Origin of the sequence: Mesoterricola silvestris, assembly GCF_030295405.1 — a bacterium.
GTDB classification, from domain to species: domain Bacteria; phylum Acidobacteriota; class Holophagae; order Holophagales; family Holophagaceae; genus Mesoterricola; species Mesoterricola silvestris.
This window is the reverse complement of sequence record NZ_AP027080.1, coordinates 1,853,025-1,879,137: the sequence shown is the minus strand read 5'-3', so window position 1 is coordinate 1,879,137 and position 26,113 is coordinate 1,853,025. Positions and strand designations below refer to the sequence as shown.

Below are 26,113 nucleotides of genomic sequence, written 5' to 3'. Positions count from 1 at the left end.
CCGGGTCTCCCTTCAGGGCAGGGGATAGGCGGTGGGCTTGTTGCGGCTGGCCCGGAACACCAGGACCGTGTGGCCCAGGACCCGGACCACCTCCAGGCCCGGGACCTTGGCCGTGAGCGCCTCCACCGCGCTGGCTTCGTCCTCGGGGGTGTTCTGGTTGAGGCGGAGCTTCATGAGTTCCAGGCTTTCGAGCATGACGTCGAGTTCCTGGGCCAGCGCGTCGGTGAGCCCGGCCTTGCCGATGTGGACATTGGCCTTGAGGGGGTGGGCCTTGGCCTTGAGGTGCTGGCGTTGTCGGGGGGTGAGCATGGAGACCTCGGTTCGGCGGGATTCGTGGAATGTCCTAGTATAGGAGTATCCATGAGGCTTGTGATGCTCCGTACCCTTTCCGCCCTTATCCTCGCTTCGGCCCTGGCGGCCCAGGCCCCCCGGACGATGCGCGTGGACTACTACCACACCGGCACCGCCGCCTCCGAGACCTTCGCCCCGGACCGCACCGTCCTGGAGCCCCTGCCCTGGCCCGGGGATCCCGCCAAGGCCCTGGACACGTCCAACCTGGGCAAGTACTACTTCGAGGTGGTGGACCGGGCCACGAACCGGGTCCTCTTCTCCCGGGGCTTCAATTCCATCTACGGGGAGTGGGAGACCACGGGCGAGGCCCGGACCACCCCGCGGACCTTCTCGGAATCCCTGCGCTTCCCCCGCCCCGAAGGCCCGGTGCAGATCAACGTCAAGAAGCGGGACGCCCGCAACGCCTTCCGGGAGATCTGGTCCTTCTCCCTGGACCCCGCGGACCCGGGCGTGGATTCCGCCCCGCCGCCCTCCCCCGGCGCGGTGATCCCCATCCAGCGGTCCGGTGATCCGGCCGGGAAGGTGGACCTGCTGATCCTCGGCGACGGCTACACCCGGGAGGAGCTCCCGAAATTCGAGCAGCAGGCCCGGAAGCTCACCGAGGCCCTCTTCGCCAGGTCCCCCTTCCGGGAGCACCGCCGGGACTTCAACGTCTGGGCCCTGTGCCCGCCCTCCGAAACCTCGGGCGTGAGCCGGCCCTCCACGGGCATCCACCGCCGCAGCCCCCTGGGCACGAGCTACGACGCGTTCGGCAGCGAACGCTACATCCTGACCTTCGAGAACCGGGCCCTGCGGGACGCGGCCTCCTTCGCCCCGTACGACGTCCTGGAGATCCTGGTCAACGGCGAGACCTACGGCGGCGCGGGCATCTTCGGCCAGTTCAGCACCGTGGCGGCCGGAAACCTCTACGCGCCCTACGTCTTCGTGCACGAATTCGGCCACCACTTCGCGGGCCTGGCGGACGAGTACTACACCTCGGACGTGGCCTACGAGAGTTCCAAGGACCGCCCCGAGCCCTGGGAGCTCAACGCCACCGCCGACCCCAAGGCCCCCAAGTGGAAGTCCCTCGTCAAGCCCGGCACCCCCCTGCCCACGCCCTGGAAGAAGGAGGCCTTCGAGAAGTCCAGCCACGAGACCCAGGCCCGCCGCCGGGAGCTTCGCGCGACGAAACGCCCCGAGGCGGAGATGGACGCGCTCTTCGAGGAGGAGAAGGTCTTCGAGACCCGGCTGCTGGGCACCGACGCGCACTCCGGGAAGGTGGGCGCCTTCGAGGGCTGCAACTACGAGGGCACGGGCTACTTCCGCGCCCAGGAGGACTGCATCATGTTCACGCGCGACGACGTTCCGTTCTGCGCGGCCTGCGCGGGCGCCATCGAGCGGGTCATCGCCCTGTACGCCAAATGAAGGCGAACGGCACCCAGGCCCTCAAGGAGAGCCTCCGGCGGGGCGACGCCCTGCCCGAGGTGTGGATCCGCTTTCCCAGGCAGCTGGGGGACGTCATCTTCGCACTGCCCTTCCTGGGCAGCCTGCAGCGGGAATGGAACGCCGCGGCCGCGGAGCTCGGCGTCACCCTCAAGTGGGTGGCCGTGGGCCACGCCATCGGCGCGGCGGTCTTCAGCGAGGCCGCGGAATCGGTCATCGCGGAGAGCGTCATCGAGACCGGGGGCGTGGGCAAGCCCGACCCCTGGATGCTGCTGCGGCGCTGGCGCAAGGACCGCCCCGTGGCGGTCATCAACCTCAGCCAGTCGGTGCGGCTCATCCTGGCCGCCTGGATGGCCCGGGTGCCCATCCGCGGCGGCATCGCCGACAACAACCTGAGCCTGCTCTACACCCACCCGTTCAAGTACCGGGACCTGCCAATCCACATCGTGCAGCGCTACCAGCCCCTGCTCGAGAAGCTCACGGGCCTGACCGACATCCGGTGGCTGCCCATCACCCCCGACCTCCTGGGCGGCAAGGGCGCCCTGCCCCTCCTTCGCCGCGCCGGCTGGGACGGAAGGCCGTACGTGGTGCTGGCCTTCGGAACCCGGGGCGAGGAGAAGCGCTGGTTCCCCGAGCACGAGAACTGGCCCGGATTGTCCCAGCTCCTCATGGACCAGGGATTCGCCACGGTCCTCCTGGGCAGCCCCGACGAGAAGCCCCTGGCCTCGGAACTGGCCGCCCTGGCCCCCGGGACCATCGATCTCACGGGCCAGACCACCATCCCCGAGGCCTGCGCCGTGCAGTACCACGCGTACGGCTGCGTCGGGGTGGACACGGGCCTGTCCCACTGCAGCGCGGGGGCGGGAAGGCCCACCGTGACCCTCATGAACATGTCGCTGGAGCACCTCATCCAGCCCCAGGGACCCTTTTCCGTCGCGGTGCGGGGCCCCGCCATGGGCCTCGGCGAGGGCGAACGCCCGGGAAACCCCCGCGGAGGCGGCGCCCACCGCATCACGCCGCTGCGCGCCGCCAACATCCTCCATGCCCTGGCCCTGGAGGCCCGGGGGGAGCAGGTGGGGCCCCCTTCGACCTCCGCCGGGGTTTGAGGGACCCGGCCTGGAACCAAGCCCCCCGCCCTGGCATCTGATCACCAACGGAACACGACCGGTTACTTGGAGAATTGAATGATCCCGCACCGCACCGGCCTCTTCCGCTGCCTCCTGGTCGCCGTGCCGGGGCTCGCCCTCTGTGCCCAGGCTCCCGAAGGCTGGAACCGCAGGGAGGAGCTGGGATCCGGCCTGCCCCCGGGCGCGGCCTGGTACGGGGCGGGGCTGTGGACCGCGGACCGCCATGGCCCCCCCGCCCCCCTCGTGGACTCCCTGGGCATGGGCAACGGGTACGTCGGCTCGGGGATCTCCGCGGAAGCGGGGGCCGACCTGGGCCGCTGGAGCTTCGCCATCCAGGGCCTGGCCGACACCGACGCCCAGGGCCGCTCCCACTTCACGGTCATGCGCAGCCATGCGCGGTACCACTCCGGAGGCTGGACGGCGGGGTTCGAGCAGGAACCCCTGGTGTGGGGCTACGGTCTCACCGGAGGCTACCTGCTGGGCGAATCGGCGCGCCCCGTCCCCAAGCTCCGCCTGGAGACGCCCTACTGGCACCTGTCCCTGGGGAAGTGGTCCCTGGGGGAATGGGGGTTCCAGTGGTTCACGGGACGCCTGGAAAACGGCCGCTCCATTCCCGCGGCCTCCCAGATGCCCCTTTCCATCGCCTCGGACATGGCCCTGAACGGGGACCCGCAGAGCCCCTTCTTCTCCGGCTGGAGGACCCAGGCCCGGTCCCGGGACGGGAAGGTGGAGTTCTACCTCAACTGGACCGTCCTCTGGGGCGGCAACCGCGACGGCGTGCCCATGACCCGGGGCTACAGCCTGGGCGAGTACCTCACCGCCATCACGGGCACCAAGGACGCCCTGGCCGAGGGCGGCGTGGACTTCAACGACCCCAACCACCCCCAGCCCACCCTCGTGAACGGGGCCGCCAGTTCCACCAATTTCGACGTGGGCATGCGCTTCCGGGCCGACTGGCTCGCCCGCGCCACCTCCAGCGAGAAGGCCTGGATCTACGTGAGCCGCGGCAGCAAGGGGGTCCTCCTCCAGTGGAAGGTGCTGGCCCGGAGACCGATCCATTACCTCGGCAAGGAAATCGATGGGACCTGGCGGAGCGTCAAGGGCCTCAGCGCCTCCGCGGTGTGGAACAGGAAGGACAGCTATGTGGCGCCCAACCTGATCGCCCCCAACGATACCATCGGAATCCTCCTGGAGTGGCCCGGGGTGCGCTTCGGGCTGGAACACCACGACACTTCCAACCCTCCGGGCATCTCCTACCGGTCCTTCGTGAACTCCGTCTATCCTTCCGGGTTCTACGCCTACGGCGACCCCCTGGGCGAGGCCCTGGGCGGCGAGGCCAACACCACGGTGGCCAAGGTGGAGCTGGACCTCGGCTCCCGCCTGTCGTCGAGCACCTGGGTCTTCGTGGGCATCCGCCCCTTCCGGGACGCACCGGAACTCTGGAACGCGGCCCACCCGTCCCTGAGCCCCGCCAACGACGCCTTCCAGGGCCTCCAGCAGGACCTGGCCTGGAAGGTGGCCCCGGCGGCGACCCTGCGCGCCGGGGCCTCCTGGACGCGGCATTCCGCGGTGGGCTGGGTGCCGGGGGCGGCCGGGAACGGCTTCCGCTACTTCGCGGAACTGGCCTACCGGTGGAGCCGGTAGGTCAGAGCCAGGCGGAAAGCGCCTCCATCCTCCGGGCCTGGAGCTGGGCGGCGTCCAGCAGTCCGCCACCGGGACCCACGCGATGGGCCAGCACGGCCACGCAGAGGCCATCCTCGGGCCGGAAGAAGAGCGCGGGCCCCGTGAACCCCAGGTGGTACCAGAAGGCCGATGCCGGCCCCGGTCCCGAATCGGGAACGGCCGGCGAAAGGCGGTCCCGGTCCCACTCCACCACGTGGACCCCCTCCCGGCGCACGCCCTCCAGGAGCTCCCCGAAGCGCCCGGGGCCGGTGAAGGCCCGCTGGAGGCCCAGGCCCCACCGGGAGCCGTCGGCGCCCCGCGCCGCGTCCCGGGCCATGAGCAGGGGCGCGCCGGAGGCGACCCACCTTTCCAGGGAGGCCCGCAGGCCCGCGGCGTCGGTCCCGAACCCGGCGTGGCCGCGCATTCCCGCGCGCGCGTTGGCGTCGTTGGGCAGGTGCGGGTCCCGGGGCGGGAAGGGCAGCGCGGGTTCGGCGAGCTTCCACATGTCCAGGTCCGGGCCCTGGGGCGCGTAGGCCGGCGCTTCGCGCCAGGGCGCGGGCTCCAGGCCCGAGGAGGCCGCCCCCAGCTCCGCGAAGGGCACGCCCGTCCTGCGCTCCAGCAGTTCCGCCAGGAGGCGGTAGCCCAGGTCCGAATAGAGGCTGGTGCCGGGGGTCCCCCGGACCAGCTTGGGATGGGCCCCGGCGGGGAATCCGCGCGCCAGCTGGGCCGCGAGGGGCTCCCCCGTGAAGGGGAGCCACGGCGGAAGGCCCGCGGAATGGCTCAGGAGCTGGCGCACCGTGAGGGGCTCCGGACGGTCCAGGAAGCCCAGCTCCCCGCGCCGGTCCTCGTCCAGGTCCAGGTGCCGGTGCGCCAGGGGCGCGGTCACCAGGGGCTTCGCGAGGGACGCGAGGTCGTAGAACACCTAGTCGATCTTCAGGTTCGCCAGGGACTCCGCCACGGACTTCTGCACCATGTCGGCCACCTTCATGGCCTCGAAGGCGTCCTGCCACGGGCAGAGGTCCTCCCCGAGGCCCAGGCACGCGGCGTAGAAGGCCTCCAGTTCGAGCTTCAGGGGCTCCCCCTCGACGATATCGATGACGTCGGGCAGGACAGCCGGTCCGTCGGGGCCCATGGCCAGGCGGAGCACTTCCAGCTTCTGGGCGGCGAAGTCGAGGCTGGCGTAGGCCCGGGTCCCGAAGGCGCGGAGCACCCGCTCCTTCTTGCGGGCCACGCGGCTGGCGGTGACGGTGGCGAAGGCGCCGCCCTCGAACCGGAGCCGCGCGTTGACCAGGTCGGCGTACTTGGTGAGCACCGGGACGCCCACGGCCTCCACGGACACCACGGGGCGCCCGATGAGCGCCAGGAGCAGGTCCAGGTCGTGGATCATCACGTCCATGATCACGTCCACCTCCATGCTGCGCATGGGGAAGGGCGAAACCCGGATGGCCTCGGCGAAGTGGGGCTTGATGCCCAGGGAGCGCAGGGCCGTCACGGCCGGGTTGAAGCGCTCCAGGTGGCCCACGGCGGCCACGAGCCCGGGCCGGTCCCGGCGGGCCCCGGCCAGGGCCCCCAGGAGGGCCTTGCCCTCGTCGAGGGTGGCGGCCAGGGGCTTCTCCATGATCACGTGCTTGCCGGCCTTGAGCACCTCGAGGCCCAGGGCGTGGTGGAACCCGGTGGGCGCGGCGATCTGCACGGCGTCCACCCGGTCCAGGACCTGGCCCATGTCCGGCGCCCAGGCGGTGCCGAACTTCTCGGCGATCTCCCGGCCCCGGGCCTCGCCGGGATCCACCACCGCCACCAGCTCGGTGGCCTCCGATCCGGCCGCGATCCGGGCATGGTGCTGGCCCAGGCTGCCCACTCCGACGACGGCCACACGCAATTTGGACATGGTGTCTCCCAAGCAATCCGCTGGATCCAGCCTATCAGAGGGAGGCCAGGAAATCCCGCAGCGCCGCCGGGTAGAGGGCCATCTCCTGCTGGTACACCCGCTGCTGCAGGGCCTCGGGCGTATCCCCGGGCAGGACGGGCACCCGGGCCTGGGCCACGATGCGGCCGTGATCGTAGACGTTGTCCACCACGTGCACGGTGCAGCCCGATTCCGCGACGCCCGCCTCCAGCACGGCCCGGTGCACGTGCATGCCGTACATCCCCGGCCCCCCGAAGGCCGGGAGCAGGCCCGGGTGGATGTTCAGGATGCGGCCCTCCCAGGCCGCGGGCAGATCCAGCTTCTTCAGCCATCCGCAGAGGGCGATCACGTCCGCTCCCGCCGCCTCGGCCCGGTCGAGGCAGGCCAGGGTGAAGGCCCGGTCGTCGTCGAAGGCGGACCGCGCAACCACGGCGACCCCGAGGCCCCGCGCCGCGAGCCGCTCGACGCCCGCGGCCCTGGCGCTGGAGGACAGTCCCAGGACCGGCGTCGCGGGGACCCGCCCGGAGGCGCAGGCCTCCAGGAGGTTGAGGGCGTTGCCCCCGGTGCCGGAGATGAAGAGGGCCAGTCGTTTCATCTCCCCATCCTCTCACGGCGCCGCTGCGGAACCTTGCATCCCGGTGTGGCCGAATGCAACGCGCCCGGGGAAGGCCCCTCGAAAAAAGGCCTTAAACCTTTGTGTAATGCTGAATCAAAACAACTTGCCATTTGGCATTCTTCCTGCTCCCTGCTCGGCGGGGATGAACCCCACCGCGGCCCAGCCCGCACAAGGAGATCACCATGGCCAACACCCGCACCTTCGGCATCCTCATCGCAGCCGGCCTCATCGGCGCGGCCCTCGTGGCCCAGACGCCGGCGCCCCAGCCCGCCGCCCCCACCAGCCAGCAGCTGGAGCACCGCGGCGAGAAGAACATCAAGCACGGCACCCGCAAGGAAGTGCGCGGCCAGGCCGAAGTGGCCAAGGGAAAGGCCACCGAACGCCGGGCCGGCCGCGAGGAGGCCAAGGCCGGCCAGCTCGCCGCCGAGGGCAAGGCCGGTGCCGCCGCCCGCCTGGATGCCAAGGCCGACCGCACCGAGGCCAAGGGCAAGGCCGAAGTGCGCCAGGGCCGCCGGGTGAAGGCCGCGGGCCGCCACCAGGTGAACAAGGGCGTCAACCAGCTGGAGAAGGCCAAGTAGCGACAGCCTGCAGGATCGGGGAGGCCTGGGCCAGGCCTCCCCCTTTTCACAGATCCCGGAGGAAGTCCCCGGGGTCCCGGCCCGTGCGCTGGAGGAAGTCGGCCCCCAGGCTCGGCACCCCCGAGCTGGGTTCGTCCAGGTAGAGCGACTCCACGCGGTGCATGGGGAAGAACCGCGTCCCCAGCGCGACCTGGTCGTCCTCCCCGCGGCGGACCATGGCCAGCACCTCCTCCCACACCCGCAGGTCCAGGCCCCGCAGGGCGAGGCCGGAGGCCTCCAGCCCCAGGAGCCTGCCCCACATGCGCTCCCTCGGCTCGCGGAGCACCGCGACCACCAGTTGGCCAGTTGAGAACGGCAGCGAAAGGGGCATGGGGCGGTTCCGATCCGGGGGGCAGGAACCGCCAGAATAGCAAACCGGGCCGCCCCTGGGTATGCTGGCTGGGACGCCTTGGAGGGACGCATGAATTTCACGAGCCGGATTGAGGGCCTCACGGCGACGATCGGACTCGAGGGCAGGTTCACGTTCGAAGCGCATCCGGGCTTCAAGGCCTGCACCCGGGAAGCCCTGGAATCCGGGCCCCTGGAGCGCATCGTCCTGGACATGGAGAAGGTCACCTACCTCGACGCCAGCTCCCTGGGCATGATCCTCCTCCTCCGGGAGTCCGCCGAGACGCGCCAGGTGGCCGTCGTCCTCCACCGCCCCTCGCAGCCGGTCATGAGCCTCCTGGAAGTGGTGCGGTTCGAGAGGCTCTTCCAGATCACGAACTGATGGACGCCCTCGACGTCACGGGCGCCGTGGTCATCCCCGCCGCCGCCTTCCAGGTGAAGGCCGTGAGGGCCGGGGGCCCCGGGGGTCAGAACGTGAACAAGGTGGCCTCCAAGGTGGAGGTTCGGGTGGACCTGGCCCTCATCGAGGGGCTGGATCCCGCGTCCCTGGACCGCCTGCGGGCGAAGGTGCGCAACCAGCTGGACGCGGAGGGGCGCTGGATCGTCACCAGCTCGCGCACCCGGGACCAGCTCCTCAACCTCGAGGACGCGCGCTCCAAGGTGGCCCAGGCCGTGCTGGAGTCCCTCAAGGCCCCGGTTCCGCGCCGGCCCACGCGCCCCACCCGGTCCAGCAGGACGGTGCGCCTCATCGTCAAGAAGCGCGCCGGAGCCGTGAAGAAGGACCGGGCCCGCAAGGACTGGGACTGACAGGCGGGACCTCCTTCACTACCATGGGGGAGTGATCAACCCCTTCAGGCTCTTCTTCCGGGAACGGACCCCGCCCGCGGGGGCCCCGGCTGAGGTGCCGGTTCCCGCTCCCGCCCCGGCGCCGGATCCCTTCGACGGGCCCTGGGCCATCCTCTCCGGCGCCGCCACGCCTCCGCCGCGGCCCCTGTCGCCGGCGGAGCTGGAGCAGGTGGATCTCCTGGCGCCCCGGGTCCTGGAGCACTTCTCCCGGAACCGCCCCGACCCGACCTCCTTCCCCGCCCTGGCGGTGCGGATCATCGACCTGCTAAACGAGCCCGACGTGGACATGGCCCGGCTCCTCAAGGCCATCAGCCCCGACCCGGCCATTTCCATCAACGTGCTGCGCGTGGCCAATTCGGCCCTCTACAACCGCGGATCGGACATCACGGAGATGCGCATGGCGGTCATGCGCATCGGCCTGCGCGGCGTGGGCGAGATCGCCGCGGGCGTCGCGGGGCGGAGCCTGTTCGACGTGGGCCTCCGCGTGGAGTACGAGGTCTTCGGCACCCGGTGGTCGGAGCTCTTCCTGGACACCATGGCCGTGGCCTTCGGCGCGAGCCAGTTCGCCTTCGAGCAGCACGTGGGCCGGGCCGACAGCGCCTTCCTGGCGGGCATGTTCCACGACCTGGGCAAGTCCCTGGCCCTGCGTTCCCTGGCGGCCCTGGTCATCGCCGGCGAGGTGGAGGCCCCCCTGCCCGACCCCGTGGTGGACGAGGTCCTGGAGCGGGTCCACGTGGAGATCGGCTGCGCCGTCCACGGGATCTGGGGCCTCCCCGCCCCCCTCCAGGACATCTGCCGGCGGCACCACGCCCCCGAGGTCCCCGCCGGCCCCGGGGACCAGGAAGTCCACATCCTCCGCCTCGTCTCCGGCATCCACCGCCTCGTGAAGGATCCCTCCGACCCCCGCCACCTCGACGAGACGCGCCAGTCCATATCCGCCATGCACCTGGTCCGCCGCGGCGCCGCCCTCCTCCACCGCGAAATGGAGCAGCACGTGGAGCGGGTGAAGCTCCTCTTCCCCCCAACCCCCTGACGCCCGCCCATTCCCGCCACGTACACCCCTGGATCAGGGAGGCGCCCGTGTCCCGGACGAGCGCCCCGCTAACGTTCGTTCGTGTCCAGGTACGTGGGGAGGCTGCGCTGCTGGGTCAGGAGGGCCTTCAGCGCCTCGCCGGCGTCGCTCTTGTTCTGGCGGCGGCGGGTGGGGCCTTCCACCAGTTCGTCGGGGTCGTAGTGGACACTGCGCAGCACGTGGTCCATGGTGTCGCCGGGGATGATCTGCTGGACCTTGAAGTCCTCGTCCTCGTTCACCACCACGTGGGCCTCGGTGGGGGCCCCGAAGAGGTTGTGGCGCATGCCCAGGATGTCCTGGTAGGCGCCCGTGAGGAAGAAGGCCAGGTAGTAGGGCTCGCCGCCCTTGGGCTCGTGCAGGCTGATCTCGTCCCGCACGTCCTTGAGGTCGATGAACTTCTCCATCTTCCCGTCGCTGTCGCAGGTGATGTCGCAAAGCGTGGCGGAGATGGTGGGCTTCTCCTTGAGGCGGTGGATGGGCATCACGGGGAAGAGCTGGTCGATGGCCCAGTGGTCGGGCATGGACTGGAAGAGGCTGAAGTTGGCGATGAGCTTGTCGGCCAGGCTCTTGCTGAGGTCCTGGAACTCCTCGGGGATGTACTTGAGGCTCTTGTAGCTGAAGATCTTGGAGAGCTTGCGGCACACCTCCCAGAACAGGATCTCGCCCTTGGCGCGGTCGTCCAGGGACAGGTAGCCCAGGTTGAACAGCGTGATGAGCTCGTCCTTCTGGGTGATGGCGTCGTGGTACATCTCGGCGAAGTTCTTCACCGACAGGTTGTCCCGGGTGTAGGCCAGCTCCTTGAGCACCTGGGGCTCGTTGCCGGTGAGCTCCACCCGGTACTTGGTGTGGGTGGTGTCGATGAGGCCGATGATGTCCACCACCACCACCTCGTGGAAGGCCGCGATGGCCCGCCCCGATTCGCTCAGGAGATTGGGGACGGGGACCTGCTCCTGGGCGCAGACGTCCTGGGTGGTGTACACCACGTCGGAGGCGTACTCGTCGATGGTGTAGTTCATGGAGGAGCTGAAGGTGGTGCGGCTGCCGTCGTAGTCCACGCCCAGGCCGCCGCCCACGTTGAGGTACTTCAGGGGCACGCCGCGCTTGTAGAGCTTGGCGTACATCCGGGTGGCCTCCTTCATGGCGGTCTTCACCCGGCGGATGTCGGTGATCTGGCTGCCGATGTGGAAGTGCAGCTCCACGACGGAGTCCAGGAGGCCCTTCTTCTCCAGGGTCTCCACCGCCTCCAGCAGCTCCTGGGTGTTGAGCCCGAACTTGGAGTGGTCCCCGGCCGAGCTCTCCCACTTCCCGCTGCCCATGGCGTTGAGCTTGAAGCGCAAGCCCAGGAGCGGCTCCACCTTGAGCTCCCTCGCCACCTTCAGGATCATGGGCAGCTCGGTCATCTTCTCCACGGTGATGAGCACGTTGCGCCCGGCCTTGCGCGCCAGGAGCGCCATGCGCATGAAGGTCTCGTCCTTGTATCCGTTGCAGGTGACCAGGGCGTCCGGGTGGAGGTTCATGGACAGCGCGATCATCAGCTCGGGCTTGGAGCCCGCCTCCAGGCCGTAGCGGTACTTGTAGCCCGCCTTCACCACCTGGTCCACGACCTCCTTGATCTGGTTGGTCTTCACCGGGTAGACGCCCTGGTAGCTCCCGGCGTAGTCGTACTCCCGCATGGCCTTGTGGAAGGCCTCGTTGAGCTCCGTGACCCGGGCGGCCAGGATCTGGGGAAAGCGCAGGATCAGCGGGGTGTCCACGCCCTTCTTGCGCAGGTGCTGCACGATGTCGAACACGTCGCAGGACAGGTTCTCGTCCCGGGTGGGATGGACGACGAGGTGGCCCTTGCTGTTCACGCCGAAGAAACCATAGCCCCATTCCTTGACGCCGTACATCGACATCGCGTCCTGGACCGTGAAATTCTTGATTGCCATCTAGGTGCTCTCCGGTGGGTTTCCCCTCGTGCCACGTTATAGAAAAACGGCTTGGGAATAAACAAGGAAACCCGCCCTAGCCCAATATCCTCCCCAGGGTGGCCAGCCAGTGCCGGTGCCGGACCCTCCTCAGCGCCGTCCCGCGGGTCAGCGACTGCCACCGGCCCACGCCCATGACCCCCGCCTCCGCGGGCTGGGTGTGGAGCGGGCTCGGCCCTCCCCACAGCCCTTCGTCGCCCCACAGGGGCGCGCGGTTCCAGGGGCAGGCCTCCTGGCAGAGATCGCAGCCCGCGGCCCACCGGGTCCCGGCCAGGGCCGCCTCCACCGCGGGGGGCGGCGGAGCCTCGGTCTCCACGGTGTAGGTGGTGAGGCAGAGCCGGGGATCCAGCGCGAAGGGCTCCAGGGCTCCGGTGGGGCATGCCTCCAGGCACCGGGTGCAGGAGCCGCACCGCTCCCCCGGGAAGGGCCGGTCCGGGGGCAGGTCGGCGTCCAGCAGCAGCACCCCCAGGAAGCCCCAGGAGCCGGCCTTGCCCGCGATGAGCAGGGTGTGCTTGCCCTGCCAGCCCAGGCCCGCCCTGGCGGCCAGCTGGCGCTCCAGGATGGGCGCCGTGTCCACGCAGACCCGCCCCTGGAGCCCCGGGCGCAGCTCCTGGGCCCTGGCGAGGAGGGCCTTGAGCCGGGGCTTCAGGATCCGGTGGTAGTCCGGGCCCCAGAGGTAGCGGCTGACCTTCAGGGAGCCCGGCGCGGCCCCGGGCACGGCTCCGGGCCGGGCGTAGGGGAAGAATCCCACCAGGGCCGTGCGCGCCCCTTCCATCACCGAGGCGGGGTCCGCCAGGGCCCCGGGAAGCAGGTAGGGCAGGAGCCCGCCCCGGCCCTCCGCGAACCACCGGGAAAGGCGCTCCCGGTCGAAGGGCTCGCAGGAGGCGAAGCCGACCCGGGCGAACCCCAGGTCCAGGGCCGCGGTCCGCAGCCATTCCTTGAAGCTTTCCGCGGTCGAGGTGGACAAAAGATTTACACTCCCATCATGGACATACTGACCATATCAATGCTTGTTCAATGGTTTGCTGTTTTGATTAGGCTTGTGACATTTGAGTATGCCACGGTTCCACTCTTGTTCCACTCTCGGGAGAAATGGGCTCATCCGGGAAGTTCGACTTCCACCCCCATATCATCCCCCATCCGTTCCGCACTTACCCGGGCCTCTTCATAGATCGTCCAGGCCGCGAGGGCTCCAGAGGCATCCCTTTCCTGGACCAGGAGCCCGTGAAGCGACAGCGCCAGGAATGACCCCCTCTCCGCGATGCCTAGGATCGAATGCTCCAGAGTCCCATCCAGCATGTCGATGCCATCCAGGTTGTCCGCCGCCGTAGATGCCTCCAAGAACAGAACCCAGGCAATCCGGCTCAGGTCCCGCTTGTGGGCTTCAGTGAGGGAAAGGTAAAGCTCTAGGGCGTTCTCTGAGGCGCGGGTAGCTGAGGCCAAGATGGCGGTTGCATTTTCTCGGTTCATGGCTGAATCTCCAGCCCTCTTTTTACCGGTGGTCAAAATTGTCCGCAACCGCGATGGAGGGAACCGCACCCGAGCCGGTTTCGCTCCAAATTTTGGGGATGAACGGAAATCCGCTCCCGTTGAACGCCATGAACGGATCTACAGCATCCGGATGATCTTAGACCGGCCATCGGCCTTGAATTGCTCCCTCGGGAAGGCGTCTTCCACGGACTTCAAGGTCCGGTGCCCCACCACCTCATGATCCTGGGGATCCCCGATGATCCTGGCTGTGACCATGCGATCGGAAACAGAGAAGGATTCAACCGCCGTGATGGGGACAAGGGCCTGGGTGGTGCGGCTGGTCTTCACGGTGACGCAGTGAACCTCCCCGTGGTACCGGTAGAGCATCGCATCGCCCTTCACCCGCTCCACGGCCCTCCGCACCTTCTCCAGGGTGATGGGCTTCTCCAGGAAGTCCGATGCCGCAAGGTCAAAGGCGCTGATTGCGTATTCCCGGTGACCCGTCACGAACACGACCGGAATTTGCCGGTCCTGGATCGTATCAAGAACGTCCAACCCTGACGCCCTAGGCATCTGGATATCCAGGAAGAGCGCGTCCACCGCAGTAGGGTTCGCGGTGATCCAATCCACTACGGATTCCCCATCCCCACATTCATAGATCACCTCGCACCCTAGTTCGCGTAGGTATTTGCTCATCTTCGCCCTGGAAAAGGGCTCATCATCCGCAACCAGGCATCGCATCAGGGCTCCAGTGGGAGGGTGATTATAGCCAGCGTCCATCCATCCCGGGAACACAACTCACATGAGGCCCTGGGACCATATGCGAGGGCCAGCCTTTGTCGCACGTTCTCAAGCCCTGTGGCACCTTTGCGCTGGGTCTGGTGCATGGGCTCCCCGGTATTGCCCACGGTGATTTCCAGGCTTGCCCCCTTGCGCCTCGATTTCAAGGAAAGGATCCCTCCAGTCTTCGAGGGCCATATACCATGGTTTATAGCGTTCTCCACCAAGGGCTGAATAAGGATAGGCAGGATGGGCACCCCGTCAAATTTGACTGGCCAGTCCCAATCCACCCGGAGCCGATCCCCCAATCGAATCGACTGGACCTGGAGGTATTCCTGAATCAGGGCGCGTTCCTCTGCCAGGGGAATAGAGTCCGATTTGGTCACCTTGAGCAACTTGCGGAGGTAGTCCGCCGAAGCGTCCAGCATCGTTTTGGCAAGCTCTGGGTCTTCGTCTATCAGGTATCCGGCGCCGTCCAGAATATTGAACATGGCATGGGGATCCACCTGGGACGCGATGAGCCTGGCCCTGGCATCCAGGAGGGCCTTTGCGGTTTCGTCGGCCCGCCTCCGGTGCTTGGACCTGGCCATTTCCAGCCCGTTCATCGTCGTGGACAGGAATCCGGCAAAGCCTAGGATCCCCAGGGTGAACAGGATGTTGCTCCAGACGGACCCTGGAGGCTTCCCCTTGAACAGCCAGTAAAAGGCCCCGTAATCCAGCGCATGCATTCCCAGGCACGCGGAGCCCGCAATCAGGATGCCCTTCGGGTTCCACCGGTAGCGCCAGCGGCTATCCTCAACATAGGTCCACAACATGGGCGCACAGAGGACGTAGATCAGCCCCACCAGGAGCGGACCTAGGATCGCATAGAGGTAGACCCACCCGAAGCCATGGTCGCTTGGGAGGCGCAGGAAATACCGCTGCCGAAGAGGTATGGTGTGAACGCTTTCGACGGCTAGCACGAACAGCAGAACCCACGTTCCAACGTGGTTCCGCCGCACGGTGTCACCCGATCTTATTCACGTTGCAGCCGACATCCGAAAGAATCGGGGTGGTAGGCCCACCGGTCCCAGAAGTGTCATTGTTGGTCGAGATGGTCCCCAAATCATCCTTGGTTAGGGACAGAGGCTTGGCGGTCGGTGTCGGGACGGTTGTTTGGATGGGTGTAATTTCCACGTTATCTCCCATGGGATAAGGGAGTTTATGCGGTTATCAGCGTGATTCTCATCACGATATGCACAGATTCAGCGGATTCCATGCCGGACGTTGCCGAGGGTCAAGCGTGGCCTCGTATTCCTGGGTCCTGCGTTCACCTTCGGCAAGCGCCCGCTCCATCGCTTCCTGGGCCGGTGCTTTGGGGGTTGGTGCTGGGGCTTCCTTGGTCTTGGCCACCTAGAACCTCATGAGTTGACACGCCGTTCCGAGTCCATGGGTGCGGTAATCGTCGGGGAGGATGAAGGTCGCATCCCTCGGGTTCAATTTCCAGCCCGCCCACAGTCCCCAGGAGCGGCACTGCCAGAGGAAGCCCACATACCCACCCTGCCATGCCAGGAACCACCCTGGGACGCCGCTGGGAGGCACACAGGCCGCATTTCCGATCCATTTCACCGTGGGTTTGGGCAGCGTGGATACCAGGGGCCAGAATCGCATGTTGCAGATCGGGTTTCGCAAGAACCATCCGTAGGCAGTGCCTTCGCGGAGGGCCCACCATTCAGGAAGTAGCCCATCTTCCCGGTTTCCGAAGAGTTCATCCAGCCAGGGCCAGAGGAAGCCGTAGACGAACTGGCCGCGATTGATGTTGGATTCCTTGAGCCGCTTGGGTGCCCATTTCAGGAGCGGCCACATGAATACCACACCCAGGAGGTAGAGGGGCAGGAAGACGACCACTTCCGCGATGAGCCAAGTCAGGAGCCCCCACAGGGCCATGAGAGCGGGCCTCATTGCACGGGTGCCGTGGGGATCGGCGCAGCGGTCAGGAGCGCGTTGATCTGGTCGTTGACGGCCTGGAGTTCCGTGCGGGTCGCACTTGTCTGCGTGGCAAGGTCCCGCTGCATATCCTCCTGGACGGAAAGCCGGGCCTGGAGGGCGGCGCGTTGGTTGGCGAGGGTTTGCAGGTCCATAGGGCCTCCTAAATGATGACCTTTACCTCATCCACATAGAGGGATGCGGTCTTCGTGGTGCTGTTGTTGTCCTCGACATCGCACTCCAGCCGGATCCCGAACTCCCCTCCCGCGCTCACATACGAGGTGATTGAGACGCTTCGCTGGGTCCAGGCGAGGCTCTGGCCGCTGTGGGTGTAGTTGTAGGTGGCAAGGAGCGTTTCCGTGCCGGTGGAGAGGTTGACGATGTAGGCCTTCACATAGCTGTTGGAGAGGCCGCTGGTGCTGTTCGTGGCCCATCCGGTCTTGAAATCCAGGGTCACGGTCTGCCCCGGCTGGAGGGCCGGCGAGATGAAGGTTTGGCTGAGGCTGTCGTTGACCCCAAGGAACGTGCCGGTGACCGTCAGCATCGCGCTTCCGGTTCCGGTCCCGCTACTGGTGGTGTTGTAGGCCAAGAGTCCAGCGGTGGTAGCCCAGGGGGCGAGGTTGCGGTAGAAGAAGCCGTTGCTGATTCGGTTGTAGGTCTGGAATACGCGGGTGTTCACGGTGGCGACCTTGTAGCCTCCGAAGTTCCCTGTCCCCGCCATCTCCATGTGGCAGTTGGCATCCGTGGTGCCGTCGATGAACGTGGTGGTGAAGGCAGGGCCCGACAGTTTGAACCCCGTTGGGACATTGCCCGTGCTTCCCGGAATGTAGTTGGGATCTTTGATGATTCCCAGGATCGCCAGCACGGCTTCAAGTTTCTGGGCAGTGACGGCCCCGTCCACGATGAGGTTGGCGTCGGCCATGCGGCGACAATACAGGTTATCGAAAGACCCGTAGTAGCCCACGTTCGAGCGGGAACCCAAGTAAACCTTGGCCTTGACGGTCCCAGAAGGGGCCGCGGTGGACCCAAAAGACAGTTTCACCCATCCGCTATTCACCGACCTGGAGGCGGACGGCGATGTGCCGATGGGAGATCCCGAAGCATCGCAAAAGTCGATTGAGATTGAGGCCAGAACGTTGGAATTGGTCTGATCCTGATAGGTCTGGGCCTCAAAATAATACTGGTCCCCTTCATTCGCGGGGAATTCTGCAATCTGATTCCGGACGAAATTCCCCGTTCCAGGGAAAACCCTGCTACCAGTTCCCGCCCATGCGAGAGAAGCCCCGATGCCGCCGACTACCGTATTCACGGCCTCCCACGCACCGGACGGCCATCCCCCAGACGGGGCTGCGGCTTCGCTGTTCGGGTTGGGAATCAGGTTGTCCAGATTCGCAAGGACCATGTTCTGCGCAAGGATGGCCTTGGCGGCTACCTTCTGCGCGGTGACGGCCCCATCCACAAGGAGGTTGGAATCGGCCATGCGGCGAAGGTAGAAGTCGTCCCAATAATAGCGATACCCAGACGGGGCACCGTTGCATCCGATGGTTACCTGGTAGCCCACGGCACCACCCGGGGCCGTGAGGTTGGTCGCAACCTGGACATAATTTGACCAATTGAGGCCCGACCCGTAGATCCAATACCCTGCTACCTCGCTCCCGTTTGCGTTGGTAAAGGACACATAGAAACCGCCATGGCCGGAATCGGATGCCTGGTTCACCAGCATCCATGCGGACAGATAAACCTGGTCCCCCACGGTGCAAGGGATGACGGGGGTGATGGCCACGAGCTGCGCAGATGTTCCCGTTGAGAGAATGGATCGGCATTGGTTCCCGGTGCGTGCGCTTCCGGTGTAGAGCGCCGCCGCTTCATAGGCTCCGCTTGGCCATCCACCTGCTGGCGCGGCCTGTTCACTCGTCGGGTTGGGGATCAGGTTGTCCAGGTTCGCCAGCACCATCTGGGAAGCCACAACCTGCCCGAATATGCCGATGGCCGCCTGAGTGATTTCCCCCCATGCGTTCCCGGCTGCGTTCACCTGGAACTTTCGGTTGTCCGTGGTCTGCGCGAGGTAGCCCGCAGGGTAGGTCCCGTTCGGGAGGGTGGGGAGGGCGCTGGAGGCCCAGGCGACGGCGTGGAGCTGGCTCTTGTTGATGGCGTCCAGGGCCTTGGTGGTGGCATCCGTCGCCGCTGAGGACACGGCTGAGGAATAGGCGGCGTTCGCCTTCGTCGTGGCGTCCGTGGCGGCAGAGGCAATGGCGGCGGACTGGGCCGCGTTGGCCTTCGTGGTGGCATCGCTAGAAGCATTCACAGCGATCTTGGCGTTGATCGCGCCCTGAAGTGCGGCCCTGGTGCTGGCGATGTTGGCCCACCAGGTGGAGAGGGACCCTACAATCCCCGTTGCCGTGAACGTGGTCCCATCAGGCCATGAGGTTGCCCAGTTGGAAGGGGCGCCAGCAGCGATGAGGCCCGTTGAGAGGGCGACTACGGCATTGTCGTAGGCGGTGGCGCTGACGGTGTAGGTGGAAGCCTGAGCATCAAGTTGGGTCTTGGTCTGGGCTTCGTCGTTCCACTTCTGGACCAGGAGACCCTTTTCCAGGTTGGTCAACGCATTGGGAGAGTTGAGGTCCCCGACTGCGCTTCCGACAGGTCCATCCGTGACGGTGGCCGATACCTCGTTAAAAGCGGATTGGCTGGTCCCGTAGAGCGCGAAGACGCGGATCCGGTAGGACCCGGGCTCCAGGTTGGACGCCACGGCAGAAAGCCCGCTGACGGGCATGTCGTTCCAGGGCCCATACTCCCGGCTGATCGCGGCGTTGTAGCCTGTGGGGGAAGAACCCGTTGCGGGGCCCCAGGAGGCCGTCAGGATGTGGGAAACCCGATCCGTGAGGGTTTGCACCGACTCGACCGCCGCGAGGCCGGTCACGGCGGGGACAGCGGTGGAAGGGCCCGTTGTTCCCACGGCAATGAGGTTCGATTCGATGAGGGCGTATTTCGTGGGGTCATGGCTCAAGGCCGTGATGGCGAAGCGTCCTGGATCCTTTTCCACAATGGAAATAGTTCGGTAGAGGGATGCGGTAGTTCCCTCCTGGAGCATCCAGACGGCGGTGGCCGTGGGCGTCAGGGTCCATGCTGCACTCGTGAGGGTGGAAAAGGTCCCTGCGGCGTTCGTGACCGTCCTGGTTTCCAGCGTCCCGTCAGGCTGGCGCACCTTGAGCGTGTAGGTTTTCCCGCTGGCCAGGGTGACGGGGGCATCGAGTGTGACGGAGGTGGATGTGGCCGACACGATGCGCCCGCCCCACCTGCCTTTCCCGGCTCGGTTCTTGTCGTGGACCTGGATGATATCCCCAGGCACGCATACTGCCCCTTCCATGGGGGAGATGAAGTCCACCGTTTCCGTCTGCATCAGCTCCGTGGCCAGGATCCGCTTGCCGTAGCGCCGGGCCTGTCCCTTGGAGGTGCATCCAACGGCAGTGACGGAAACAGGGTTGTAGCCATACCGGGCGATCCCCGCGGCATCCTCCACGTATTCCACGGCAGAGGCATAGCCGAGGCTGGGATCCGACCACGTCACGAGCGCGGCGGTGTGCCGGGCCTTGTAGGCGGTGCCGGTGTATTCAAAGCGCCCATCTTCGACGTTCGCGTTGACGTAGAGGGCGGCAGGCACAGAATCCACGTCCGCACGGGCCGAAACCGTTCCACCCGCATAGTAAACGATCCCCCAGAAGACCGAGGCCAGTTCGGAAAGGATCTTGATGGCTTCGTCCTGGCCCTGGATGTAGAGGGAGCATCGGAAGCGCGGTTCCGTGCCGCCGTTCCCATCGTCCACCAAGACATCGCACCACTGGGCAATCGTGTAGAGCGCCCACTTGTCCAGGCCCGCGACGTTCAGGTAGTTCCCTGCCCCATACCGGGTATTCGTGCAGAGGTCGTAGAAGATCCAGGCCGGGTTGTCGGTCCAGGCCAGTTTGAACGTGCCGTCCCATCCCCCGCCCGTGGTCCCGGTCCCGGTGGTCGCATAGGCCCGGGTGGAGGGGGTGTAGTTGGCCGGGACCTTGATGATCCGACCCTTGATCTTGGCCGTGACTTCCGGGATGGACGAAAACAGCTTGGAATCCATGGAAACCGCGATGGTCGCCATGTAGGGATTGGAGAGCTTGGCATCCGTGATGACCGTGTAGGCGTCCCACCAGGTTTCATTCTGGAGGTAGTCCGAAGTTGAATCCGCCGTGAGGCGCGTGATTCGGATCGTCCAGGGTCCAGCCGCCGGGAGTTCGATGCGCCATGCCTTAGTGGAGGCCGAAGACTGATTGTCAGAATTGACCAGATTGCCCAGGACTTCCCAGGCGCCCCCATTCCAGGACGCGCTCTGGCGCTCAATCTTGAGCGTCACGGTCGTTTTGTAGGATGCCCCTGTCGTGGAGTCCACGCCCCGGAACTGGGGAAAGCGAAGACGGATCCGAACGGCAGTGATTCCAGAGGTAGATATGGTCCTGGGTATGGCACCCGAGGCAATGGAAACCCGCGTGTTGACGATCGTTTCAGACTCCACGCCCTGAATACCCGGGATGGGAACCTGGGTGAGCGTCCCGGCGGTCATGCCCACGGCGAGGCTGGACGTGTTGAAGGACCCATCCGAACCCTGGACAGGGGTCCCATCAAGGTAGACGGATTTCAGCCCATCCGAGAGGCCCTGGATGGGGCCTTCGCTGAGGATCTGGAGCGTCTTCCCACGCTCCGTTCCGGTGGTCCCTGCAAGTCCAGGGTCCTGGAATGGATTCGGGTTCGAAGGATCACCGTTCCAATCGATTCGTCTCATATCACGCGCTCACAGGGGCAAGGGCCCAAACCCAGGGGGACGTATCCCCGTTCCCGCTCATGGTTCCAACTTCATCCGGAGCCATCCCGCCCATGCCGTTGGTCTGCCAGGATTCAGGCTGGCGTCCCGCAGAGATGAGGTGGCCGCCCACGATCAATTCCCCGTAGGCGATTGGAATCGGCTTGCCCTGCCCTGTCGTGACGCGGGGGGATCCGAATGAATAGGTAGTGGGGTTCTCGGAGTTCAGGGAGGGGTTGTTGACGGGGTTTGCCGACAGCATTTCAGCCACGCCACCAAGGGCCATGGACGCACCCACGCCAATCAACCACTGCTGGTGATACATGTTCCCAACAACAATCAGAACGGAACCCGCCACAACCTTCAGGAACCCGCCGTCTGCCCCCGAAACCACGGGGATGATCTTCAGGGTGGTGGCGTTGCCCATGTTCCACTGGAGCCCTTCTTCGTCCAGGGCTTCCCCGTCCAGGACGATCGAGAAATCGTTTTGGAGGTGGTTCCGCAGGTAGGCTTCGAACCCCTTCACCTGGGATCGAAGCGCCTTGATGGCTTCGGCGGTGGTATCCACGTCGAAGACGAACTTCCGCCCGAATTTCCGAAGGGCCCCGTAGAGCAGAATCGTGCGTTTCACGCCATCCTCCTGACCGTCAGCGAGTGCTCCCGTTGCCAGTAGCCGTCCAACATTTCGACCCTTGAAAGCTGTTTTCCCCTGTGGTGCAGGAATCTCCCGTCCCCGACATAGACGCCTGCATGATGGGTGGGATTCCCGAAGAACAGGACATCCCCCACCTGCCTGTCAGAATTGACCGCCTGGAACCCGCATTCCTGGAAGTGGGTTCGGTAGTGGTCCTGGCCGTCTTCCGGGTCCCTCATGTAGTCGGGAAGCGTGATCCCTCGAAATGAGAACCAGTCCTGAAGGATGGAATAGCAGTCCTGAACACCCCAGGCGTAGACCCGTCCCTGAAGGGGAAGCGCATTGGTCATCCGGGTCCATTCCCCCTCGGGGGTCACGATCCACCAGGGCAGTTGGGACCGGAGGCAACCGGCCTTGTCCTGCATGGAGGGTTCGACCTTCCCGCTGGGATGGGAGTGGACCACGCCGATGATGACCCCGGAATCTTCGGCATCTGCCCAGTCCGCAGGGTGAATCTCGAATTCCCCTTCGCTGGCGATGTTCCGGCAGGGCCGATAGACCGCCTTGCAGGTCCCATCCCAGACGAACAGGCCGCAGGACTCACGCGGGAATTCCGCCCGCGCATGGGCCTGGACCAGGGAAAGCAGTTCCGGCGTCATGAGCCGATCGACTGCGTTCCAGGGAACGCGCCAAAGGGGAGGTTGCCGGTGGGGTAGTGGACCTTGCAGCCGTTGGCCGTGGCCAGTCCTTTGTCACAAGTCATGACGTAGGGGCAAACGTCCGTGTTCTCGCTGGACCAGCGGCAGGTGGTGGCCTGGATGATGCCACGTGGGAGTTTCATCCCCTGCGCGTCAATGGGGGCCATGAGTTCAAACGTGATGGATTCGGGCACCTCGGAGGTCTTCTGATTGATGATCCAAATTTCATCCGGCATACACCGGTTGGGATCCGCGCCGGGCATCCCGTCCAGGTGCTTGGCGTAAGTGACCTTCCGGATGAGCTTGGCGCCCACCAGGTCTTTGAAGTCACGCACCATGGCCCCGACGACGCCACCGATGTTGGAGACGGTGATCTTGGGCCGGGGAAGCGTCCCCTTGGCGTTGGTGGCAAACCCTTCGGCCTCGATCGGGATTGCGGTGTAGGTCACACCCTGCCACACGATGTTCGCGCCTGCCGCCGTGGACGAGGCGCAGAAGTAGGAGACAGCCCCACCGATACCGGTTGCGTCCAGGACGTAGAGGTAGATTTTGGCCGAGGGCGTGAGGCTGAGAAGTTCCGAATACGGCAGCGTCATGCGGGCACCTTGCGGAAGATGGCGCTCACGGCCCAGGAGTTGTAGTCCACGGGCTTCGCGGGGGTCCATTTGTCGGCGACCCACAGGCCCGTATCCCCGTCAGGCGCCGTCCAGGTGAAGGCGGTCACGTTCGCGGTATTCGCAATGAACCACGCCGCGATGGCCTGTGCCTCTCCCTGGCTTCGCTTGGAGAAGGTCAGATTCCAGGTAGGCAGGTAGGGGTTCAGCCCCTTATTGCTCCGCTGCTCATACCCGTCTCCAAGATTCACGGTGCGCGTTGCAGGTTCAAGGCTGGGATCGGGTCCCCAGTCGGGGATATACGTGAACGCCGCCATCACCTACCCCCCGCCATCATTCCGCCGGCCCGCTGCGCGTTGTAGAGTTCTTCCTGGGCCACGCCGCGCATGCGCTCAATGAGCCGCTTGCTCATCGCGTCATCCTCGCCCTTGGTCGTGGTGGTGGCTGATCCGCTGCGGTCGATGTTGATCTGGACGGTGAGGTTCTGGACCGCACCCGTTGCGCCCGTGTTGTATTGCTTAGGCACGACCGCCTCACCCTCATGGATCAGGGCCAGCATGTCCTGGGGGACGTAGTTGGTTCCGGTGGCCAATGGAGGAACGTTCACGGTGGAGAGCGTTGGCGTGAAATCATTCCCGCCGCCACCAAGACTCCCGAGCCAGGATGAGAAACCAGCAAACAAAGGCTCTGTGATGTTTTTCTGAACCGCAAGACGGGCCAAGTCCTTCAGCATGGATGTGATCAGATCCCCGAATGCGTTCTTGCCTGTAAAGCAGAAATCAACAAACGAATTGGCGCTATCGGATGCCCAATTGTTGATGGTGTCGCGGAGGTCCCCGAACGTCCCCGTCATGATGTGGGCCTGACGTTCCAACTCCATCATGCGATCACGGTATTCCGGCATCGTGACATTGCCATCTTGGTAGAGCTGGTTCAAGACCGCCTTTTGAGCTGACAACTTCGCATCCTCATCCCGCAGGCGGGTTGCAGCATCGGCTTCCGCGAACATGAAGTTTTCAGCGGCCTTGGCCTGGGCATACTGAAGATCCAGCGAATCACGGAGTCGCTTTTGTTCGTCGGCGCGTGAATCTTCAGCGGCTTGGTAATTCAACTTCCCGCTGGCCTTCTCCCGCATCTGCCGAACCTGTTCATCCACTAGCCTCATCTCTGACGCGGTGTATTTCAGGCGCTTGGCGTTAGCGTATAGTTCAGCGATAGACCGTTCGATTTCACTGGTGGCAGCACCGCCGAACGGCATCTGAAGTTCCGCAAGGCCGACAATATTCTTCTTTGTCAGGTCACGCACGGAGGTCTTGTGCTCCTCCACAAGCTTTTGCGCTTCCTGGGCTCGCAACTGGGCCGCCATCTCTTCCTTGGCCTTCTTTGCCTGTGCCTCGGATTCTTTCCGGCTGGCTTCGGCAGCGGCATCGGATGCGGCCTGTTTCTCGACCTGGACCGCCTTGAGCCTGTTCACATGCTGCGTCAGGGAAGCATTCAGGCGCGTGAGCGTGGCGTTCTCCTGATCTAGTTCAGCAGTGATGCGCTCGAATTCAGTTTCTCCAGAATCACCACCGTAGACGGAGCCGCTGGAAGTCCTGGAAGCAGTTGCCAGATTTGCCTTGAGGGCCGCAACGCGCTGTTCGGCCTCGGCAACCTGGTTCCGCATGCTGACGATTGACTGAATATCGGCGTCACCAGCCCCTATGATGTAGTTCTTCCCTTCGGCGCGGGCCTTGTTCCGTTCCTTGAGGGCAATCAATTCCTTGTCGAGTTGCTCCGTCAGTTTCTTGCTCTCTTCCAGTGCTGACGTCGCAGAGGATTTAAAACTGTCGCGGAAGAAGTAGGCAGCGGTTCCAGCCGCTACCAGGGCCGTCACGGTGGCCGAAATGGGGCCACCAAGGGCGGTCACGATTGTCTTGAACCCTGTTGTGGCAAGGCTGCCAGCACCAGCGGCAACCGTGTTCGCCCTCTGGGCAAGGGCTTGCTTGGCGAGGGCAACCGTGTGGGCTTCGGTCGCCGCCGTCACCTGGGCCTCTTGGAGTGCAATCATCCGCTGGACTGCCGCCGCCTCGAATGCGGATGCGGTTCCAACCGCAATGGCCGTCGCTTTGGACCGCTGGGCCTGGGCGGAAGCAAGCGTGATCGCCGTGTTTCGGACTTCGTTTTCTGCGTAGGCTACGCTCTCGATACGAGCCATTTTGAGGCTCTGGAGATAGTCGGTCATCCCACGCAACTTTGACCCAAGGCCAGCATCCGAACCCGTCTTGGGGCTCCCGAATTCTGAAACCACCGATCCGTAGGCAAGCCCAGCTCGAAGGGTCAGGTAAGCTGATCCAAGGGACAGCACGGCGTTTCGATGCTCCCCAAGCCACTTCACGGAATCGACGGACCCCGAAACAACGCTGGTGAAAAATGCCGTTGCGGCGGGCGTGGCATCGCTGATGCTCCGGGTAAGCTCTTGCATGCCCACCCGAACGTTCTCATTGAATCCGCCCTGGCCCATCTTGTAGATGGAGGCGCTGACTTGGTCCTGGAGGTTGGAGAACGCGCCGCCTAACGTCTCGATCTGCCGCTCCATACCGCCGGCAAACTTCACATCCGAGATGCGGGCCACGGCCTTTGAAATTTCGTAGGCATTTCTGGAGACGGTTTCCGATACGCCGCCCGAGGAAAGGCGCACCTGATCACCGATGGTCATGACCGAGAACCCGAGTTGCTTCATGGGCTCAATCTCGCCCGCAGCGAGAGAACCTACGGCCCCGATGGTGTCCTGGAACGAACGTCCCATGCCCGAAGCTAGGTTGCCCAGGCTGGTCATGGTGGTCATCGTGGGATCAAGACCACGGGCCCGCATCATGATGTAGGCACTGGTGACTTCCCCCAACTGGAATGGAGTCTTGGCCGCGAAGTCCGTCAATTCTCCGAACACCTGGTTGGCCCGAGCCTGGCTCTTCATGACCGTGACCAGGGAGGTATTCAGCCGCTCGAATTCCGCGTTAGTGCTGTAGACCTGTTTCGCGGCAATGCCAAGGCCAGCCACGACACCGAGACCCGCCATGACGCGGCCCATCTTGGCAAGGCTTGCTTCGGCGCGGTCGGCAGTGGTCGCCAGGGCACCAAGTTTCTTGTCACCCTCGGCAACCTGGGTATGGTCAACGGCGATTGTGAGCCTTGCGAGGTCTGGCAT

26 protein-coding genes are annotated in these 26,113 nt (G+C 65.3%); 7 read left to right on the top strand and 19 right to left on the bottom strand.

All coding sequences use genetic code 11. From position 1 onward, the window contains the following. Positions 1–12 precede the first annotated feature (12 nt). Positions 13–309 carry a YhbY family RNA-binding protein gene (locus tag R2J76_RS08100; protein ID WP_306601361.1) on the bottom strand — a complete coding sequence of 99 codons (297 nt, stop codon included), beginning with the start codon at positions 307–309 and terminating at the stop codon, positions 13–15. A 51-nt stretch (positions 310–360) separates the two neighbouring features. Here R2J76_RS08100 and R2J76_RS08095 point away from each other — a divergent pair, with 51 nt between their 5' ends. The 3 genes from R2J76_RS08095 to R2J76_RS08085 all read left to right on the top strand — a co-directional run bounded on the left by R2J76_RS08095 (position 361) and on the right by R2J76_RS08085 (position 4,544). Then, positions 361–1,755: an IgA Peptidase M64 gene (locus tag R2J76_RS08095; RefSeq protein ID WP_316415329.1), complete on the top strand. Its 1,395-nt coding sequence runs from the start codon at positions 361–363 to the stop codon at positions 1,753–1,755. Next, the gene (locus R2J76_RS08090; protein WP_316415328.1) at positions 1,752–2,879 is read left to right on the top strand and encodes a glycosyltransferase family 9 protein; all 1,128 of its coding nucleotides are present in this window, start codon (positions 1,752–1,754) and stop codon (positions 2,877–2,879) included. Before R2J76_RS08095 ends, R2J76_RS08090 begins: the two co-directional genes overlap by 4 nt. A 78-nt stretch (positions 2,880–2,957) precedes the next feature. Further along, positions 2,958–4,544 carry a capsule assembly Wzi family protein gene (locus tag R2J76_RS08085; protein ID WP_316415327.1) on the top strand — a complete coding sequence of 529 codons (1,587 nt, stop codon included), beginning with the start codon at positions 2,958–2,960 and terminating at the stop codon, positions 4,542–4,544. A gap of 1 nt (position 4,545) precedes the next feature. On the opposite strand, the gene R2J76_RS08080 is transcribed toward R2J76_RS08085, so the two are convergent. Genes R2J76_RS08080 through purN form a run of 3 tightly spaced genes read right to left on the bottom strand, consistent with a single transcriptional unit; the run spans position 4,546 to position 7,063 of the window. Then, complete coding sequence (locus R2J76_RS08080; RefSeq protein ID WP_316415326.1) at positions 4,546–5,484, bottom strand: serine hydrolase domain-containing protein; 939 nt, start codon at positions 5,482–5,484, stop codon at positions 4,546–4,548. Then, positions 5,485–6,450, bottom strand: a complete 966-nt coding sequence (locus R2J76_RS08075; RefSeq protein WP_316415325.1) for a Gfo/Idh/MocA family protein — start codon at positions 6,448–6,450, stop codon at positions 5,485–5,487. 34 nt (positions 6,451–6,484) lie between these two features. After that, positions 6,485–7,063, bottom strand: coding sequence for a phosphoribosylglycinamide formyltransferase (purN, locus tag R2J76_RS08070; RefSeq protein WP_316415324.1), 579 nt, complete (start codon positions 7,061–7,063; stop codon positions 6,485–6,487). 203 nt (positions 7,064–7,266) lie between these two features. Between purN and R2J76_RS08065 the strand changes: the two genes are divergently transcribed. Beyond that, positions 7,267–7,662, top strand: coding sequence for a hypothetical protein (locus R2J76_RS08065; RefSeq protein ID WP_316415323.1), 396 nt, complete (start codon positions 7,267–7,269; stop codon positions 7,660–7,662). 46 nt (positions 7,663–7,708) lie between these two features. Here R2J76_RS08065 and R2J76_RS08060 read toward each other — a convergent pair whose 3' ends face one another. After that, positions 7,709–8,032 carry a hypothetical protein gene (locus R2J76_RS08060; RefSeq protein WP_316415322.1) on the bottom strand — a complete coding sequence of 108 codons (324 nt, stop codon included), beginning with the start codon at positions 8,030–8,032 and terminating at the stop codon, positions 7,709–7,711. A 90-nt stretch (positions 8,033–8,122) separates the two neighbouring features. Here R2J76_RS08060 and R2J76_RS08055 point away from each other — a divergent pair, with 90 nt between their 5' ends. From R2J76_RS08055 to R2J76_RS08045, 3 genes are read left to right on the top strand one after another with little or no spacing between them, the layout of a single operon-like run. After that, positions 8,123–8,431 carry an STAS domain-containing protein gene (locus tag R2J76_RS08055; protein ID WP_316415321.1) on the top strand — a complete coding sequence of 103 codons (309 nt, stop codon included), beginning with the start codon at positions 8,123–8,125 and terminating at the stop codon, positions 8,429–8,431. Further along, positions 8,431–8,856 carry an alternative ribosome rescue aminoacyl-tRNA hydrolase ArfB gene (arfB, locus tag R2J76_RS08050; RefSeq protein WP_316415320.1) on the top strand — a complete coding sequence of 142 codons (426 nt, stop codon included), beginning with the start codon at positions 8,431–8,433 and terminating at the stop codon, positions 8,854–8,856. Before R2J76_RS08055 ends, arfB begins: the two co-directional genes overlap by 1 nt. A gap of 31 nt (positions 8,857–8,887) precedes the next feature. Next, a complete protein-coding gene (locus R2J76_RS08045; protein ID WP_316415319.1) occupies positions 8,888–9,928 on the top strand; it encodes an HDOD domain-containing protein in 1,041 nt (346 codons plus the stop codon). A gap of 68 nt (positions 9,929–9,996) precedes the next feature. Here R2J76_RS08045 and speA read toward each other — a convergent pair whose 3' ends face one another. The 14 genes from speA to R2J76_RS07975 form a co-directional block, all read right to left on the bottom strand. Continuing rightward, positions 9,997–11,895 carry a biosynthetic arginine decarboxylase gene (speA, locus tag R2J76_RS08040; protein ID WP_316415318.1) on the bottom strand — a complete coding sequence of 633 codons (1,899 nt, stop codon included), beginning with the start codon at positions 11,893–11,895 and terminating at the stop codon, positions 9,997–9,999. Between the two features lie 76 nt (positions 11,896–11,971). Beyond that, entirely contained in the window at positions 11,972–12,901 is a 930-nt protein-coding gene (locus R2J76_RS08035) for an epoxyqueuosine reductase (protein WP_316415317.1), read from the bottom strand. 131 nt (positions 12,902–13,032) lie between these two features. Continuing rightward, positions 13,033–13,404, bottom strand: coding sequence for a hypothetical protein (locus tag R2J76_RS08030; RefSeq protein ID WP_316415316.1), 372 nt, complete (start codon positions 13,402–13,404; stop codon positions 13,033–13,035). Positions 13,405–13,542: 138 nt separating this feature from the next. After that, positions 13,543–14,145, bottom strand: coding sequence for a LytR/AlgR family response regulator transcription factor (locus tag R2J76_RS08025; RefSeq protein ID WP_316415315.1), 603 nt, complete (start codon positions 14,143–14,145; stop codon positions 13,543–13,545). Next, positions 14,145–15,185, bottom strand: coding sequence for a sensor histidine kinase (locus R2J76_RS08020; protein WP_316415314.1), 1,041 nt, complete (start codon positions 15,183–15,185; stop codon positions 14,145–14,147). Before R2J76_RS08020 ends, R2J76_RS08025 begins: the two co-directional genes overlap by 1 nt. Before the next feature lie 226 nt (positions 15,186–15,411). Beyond that, positions 15,412–15,576, bottom strand: coding sequence for a hypothetical protein (locus R2J76_RS08015; protein ID WP_316415313.1), 165 nt, complete (start codon positions 15,574–15,576; stop codon positions 15,412–15,414). After that, positions 15,577–16,110, bottom strand: a complete 534-nt coding sequence (locus R2J76_RS08010; RefSeq protein ID WP_316415312.1) for a hypothetical protein — start codon at positions 16,108–16,110, stop codon at positions 15,577–15,579. It lies immediately after the preceding gene. 11 nt (positions 16,111–16,121) lie between these two features. Then, the gene (locus R2J76_RS08005; protein WP_316415311.1) at positions 16,122–16,304 is read right to left on the bottom strand and encodes a hypothetical protein; all 183 of its coding nucleotides are present in this window, start codon (positions 16,302–16,304) and stop codon (positions 16,122–16,124) included. Between the two features lie 8 nt (positions 16,305–16,312). Beyond that, entirely contained in the window at positions 16,313–20,962 is a 4,650-nt protein-coding gene (locus R2J76_RS08000) for a host specificity protein J (protein ID WP_316415310.1), read from the bottom strand. Position 20,963: 1 nt separating this feature from the next. After that, positions 20,964–21,611: a tail assembly protein gene (locus tag R2J76_RS07995; protein ID WP_316415309.1), complete on the bottom strand. Its 648-nt coding sequence runs from the start codon at positions 21,609–21,611 to the stop codon at positions 20,964–20,966. Beyond that, a complete protein-coding gene (locus R2J76_RS07990) occupies positions 21,608–22,273 on the bottom strand; it encodes a C40 family peptidase (RefSeq protein ID WP_316415308.1) in 666 nt (221 codons plus the stop codon). The genes R2J76_RS07995 and R2J76_RS07990 overlap by 4 nt, the downstream gene beginning before the upstream one ends. Beyond that, complete coding sequence (locus tag R2J76_RS07985; protein ID WP_316415307.1) at positions 22,270–22,908, bottom strand: phage minor tail protein L; 639 nt, start codon at positions 22,906–22,908, stop codon at positions 22,270–22,272. The genes R2J76_RS07990 and R2J76_RS07985 overlap by 4 nt, the downstream gene beginning before the upstream one ends. Further along, on the bottom strand, positions 22,905–23,243 hold the full coding sequence (locus R2J76_RS07980) for a phage tail protein (RefSeq protein WP_316415306.1): 339 nt from the start codon (positions 23,241–23,243) through the stop codon (positions 22,905–22,907). The genes R2J76_RS07985 and R2J76_RS07980 overlap by 4 nt, the downstream gene beginning before the upstream one ends. Beyond that, positions 23,243–26,113, bottom strand: a complete 2,871-nt coding sequence (locus R2J76_RS07975) for a phage tail tape measure C-terminal domain-containing protein (protein WP_316415305.1) — start codon at positions 26,111–26,113, stop codon at positions 23,243–23,245. The genes R2J76_RS07980 and R2J76_RS07975 overlap by 1 nt, the downstream gene beginning before the upstream one ends.

Excerpts from the sequence above, each read along its gene's own strand:
- R2J76_RS08100 (WP_306601361.1), bottom strand. The coding sequence starts at position 309 with ATGCTCACCCCCCGACAACGCCAGCACCTCAAGGCCAAGGCCCACCCC.
- R2J76_RS08095 (WP_316415329.1), top strand. The coding sequence starts at position 361 with ATGAGGCTTGTGATGCTCCGTACCCTTTCCGCCCTTATCCTCGCTTCG.
- R2J76_RS08090 (WP_316415328.1), top strand. The coding sequence starts at position 1,752 with ATGAAGGCGAACGGCACCCAGGCCCTCAAGGAGAGCCTCCGGCGGGGC.
- R2J76_RS08085 (WP_316415327.1), top strand. The coding sequence starts at position 2,958 with ATGATCCCGCACCGCACCGGCCTCTTCCGCTGCCTCCTGGTCGCCGTG.
- R2J76_RS08075 (WP_316415325.1), bottom strand. The coding sequence starts at position 6,450 with ATGTCCAAATTGCGTGTGGCCGTCGTCGGAGTGGGCAGCCTGGGCCAG.
- purN (WP_316415324.1), bottom strand. The coding sequence starts at position 7,063 with ATGAAACGACTGGCCCTCTTCATCTCCGGCACCGGGGGCAACGCCCTC.
- R2J76_RS08065 (WP_316415323.1), top strand. The coding sequence starts at position 7,267 with ATGGCCAACACCCGCACCTTCGGCATCCTCATCGCAGCCGGCCTCATC.
- R2J76_RS08060 (WP_316415322.1), bottom strand. The coding sequence starts at position 8,032 with ATGCCCCTTTCGCTGCCGTTCTCAACTGGCCAACTGGTGGTCGCGGTG.
- R2J76_RS08055 (WP_316415321.1), top strand. The coding sequence starts at position 8,123 with ATGAATTTCACGAGCCGGATTGAGGGCCTCACGGCGACGATCGGACTC.
- arfB (WP_316415320.1), top strand. The coding sequence starts at position 8,431 with ATGGACGCCCTCGACGTCACGGGCGCCGTGGTCATCCCCGCCGCCGCC.
- speA (WP_316415318.1), bottom strand. The coding sequence starts at position 11,895 with ATGGCAATCAAGAATTTCACGGTCCAGGACGCGATGTCGATGTACGGC.
- R2J76_RS08030 (WP_316415316.1), bottom strand. The coding sequence starts at position 13,404 with ATGAACCGAGAAAATGCAACCGCCATCTTGGCCTCAGCTACCCGCGCC.
- R2J76_RS08025 (WP_316415315.1), bottom strand. The coding sequence starts at position 14,145 with ATGCGATGCCTGGTTGCGGATGATGAGCCCTTTTCCAGGGCGAAGATG.
- R2J76_RS08010 (WP_316415312.1), bottom strand. The coding sequence starts at position 16,110 with ATGGCCCTGTGGGGGCTCCTGACTTGGCTCATCGCGGAAGTGGTCGTC.
- R2J76_RS08005 (WP_316415311.1), bottom strand. The coding sequence starts at position 16,304 with ATGGACCTGCAAACCCTCGCCAACCAACGCGCCGCCCTCCAGGCCCGG.
- R2J76_RS08000 (WP_316415310.1), bottom strand. The coding sequence starts at position 20,962 with ATGAGACGAATCGATTGGAACGGTGATCCTTCGAACCCGAATCCATTC.
- R2J76_RS07990 (WP_316415308.1), bottom strand. The coding sequence starts at position 22,273 with ATGACGCCGGAACTGCTTTCCCTGGTCCAGGCCCATGCGCGGGCGGAA.
- R2J76_RS07985 (WP_316415307.1), bottom strand. The coding sequence starts at position 22,908 with ATGACGCTGCCGTATTCGGAACTTCTCAGCCTCACGCCCTCGGCCAAA.
- R2J76_RS07980 (WP_316415306.1), bottom strand. The coding sequence starts at position 23,243 with ATGGCGGCGTTCACGTATATCCCCGACTGGGGACCCGATCCCAGCCTT.
- R2J76_RS07975 (WP_316415305.1), bottom strand. The coding sequence starts at position 26,113 with ATGCCAGACCTCGCAAGGCTCACAATCGCCGTTGACCATACCCAGGTT.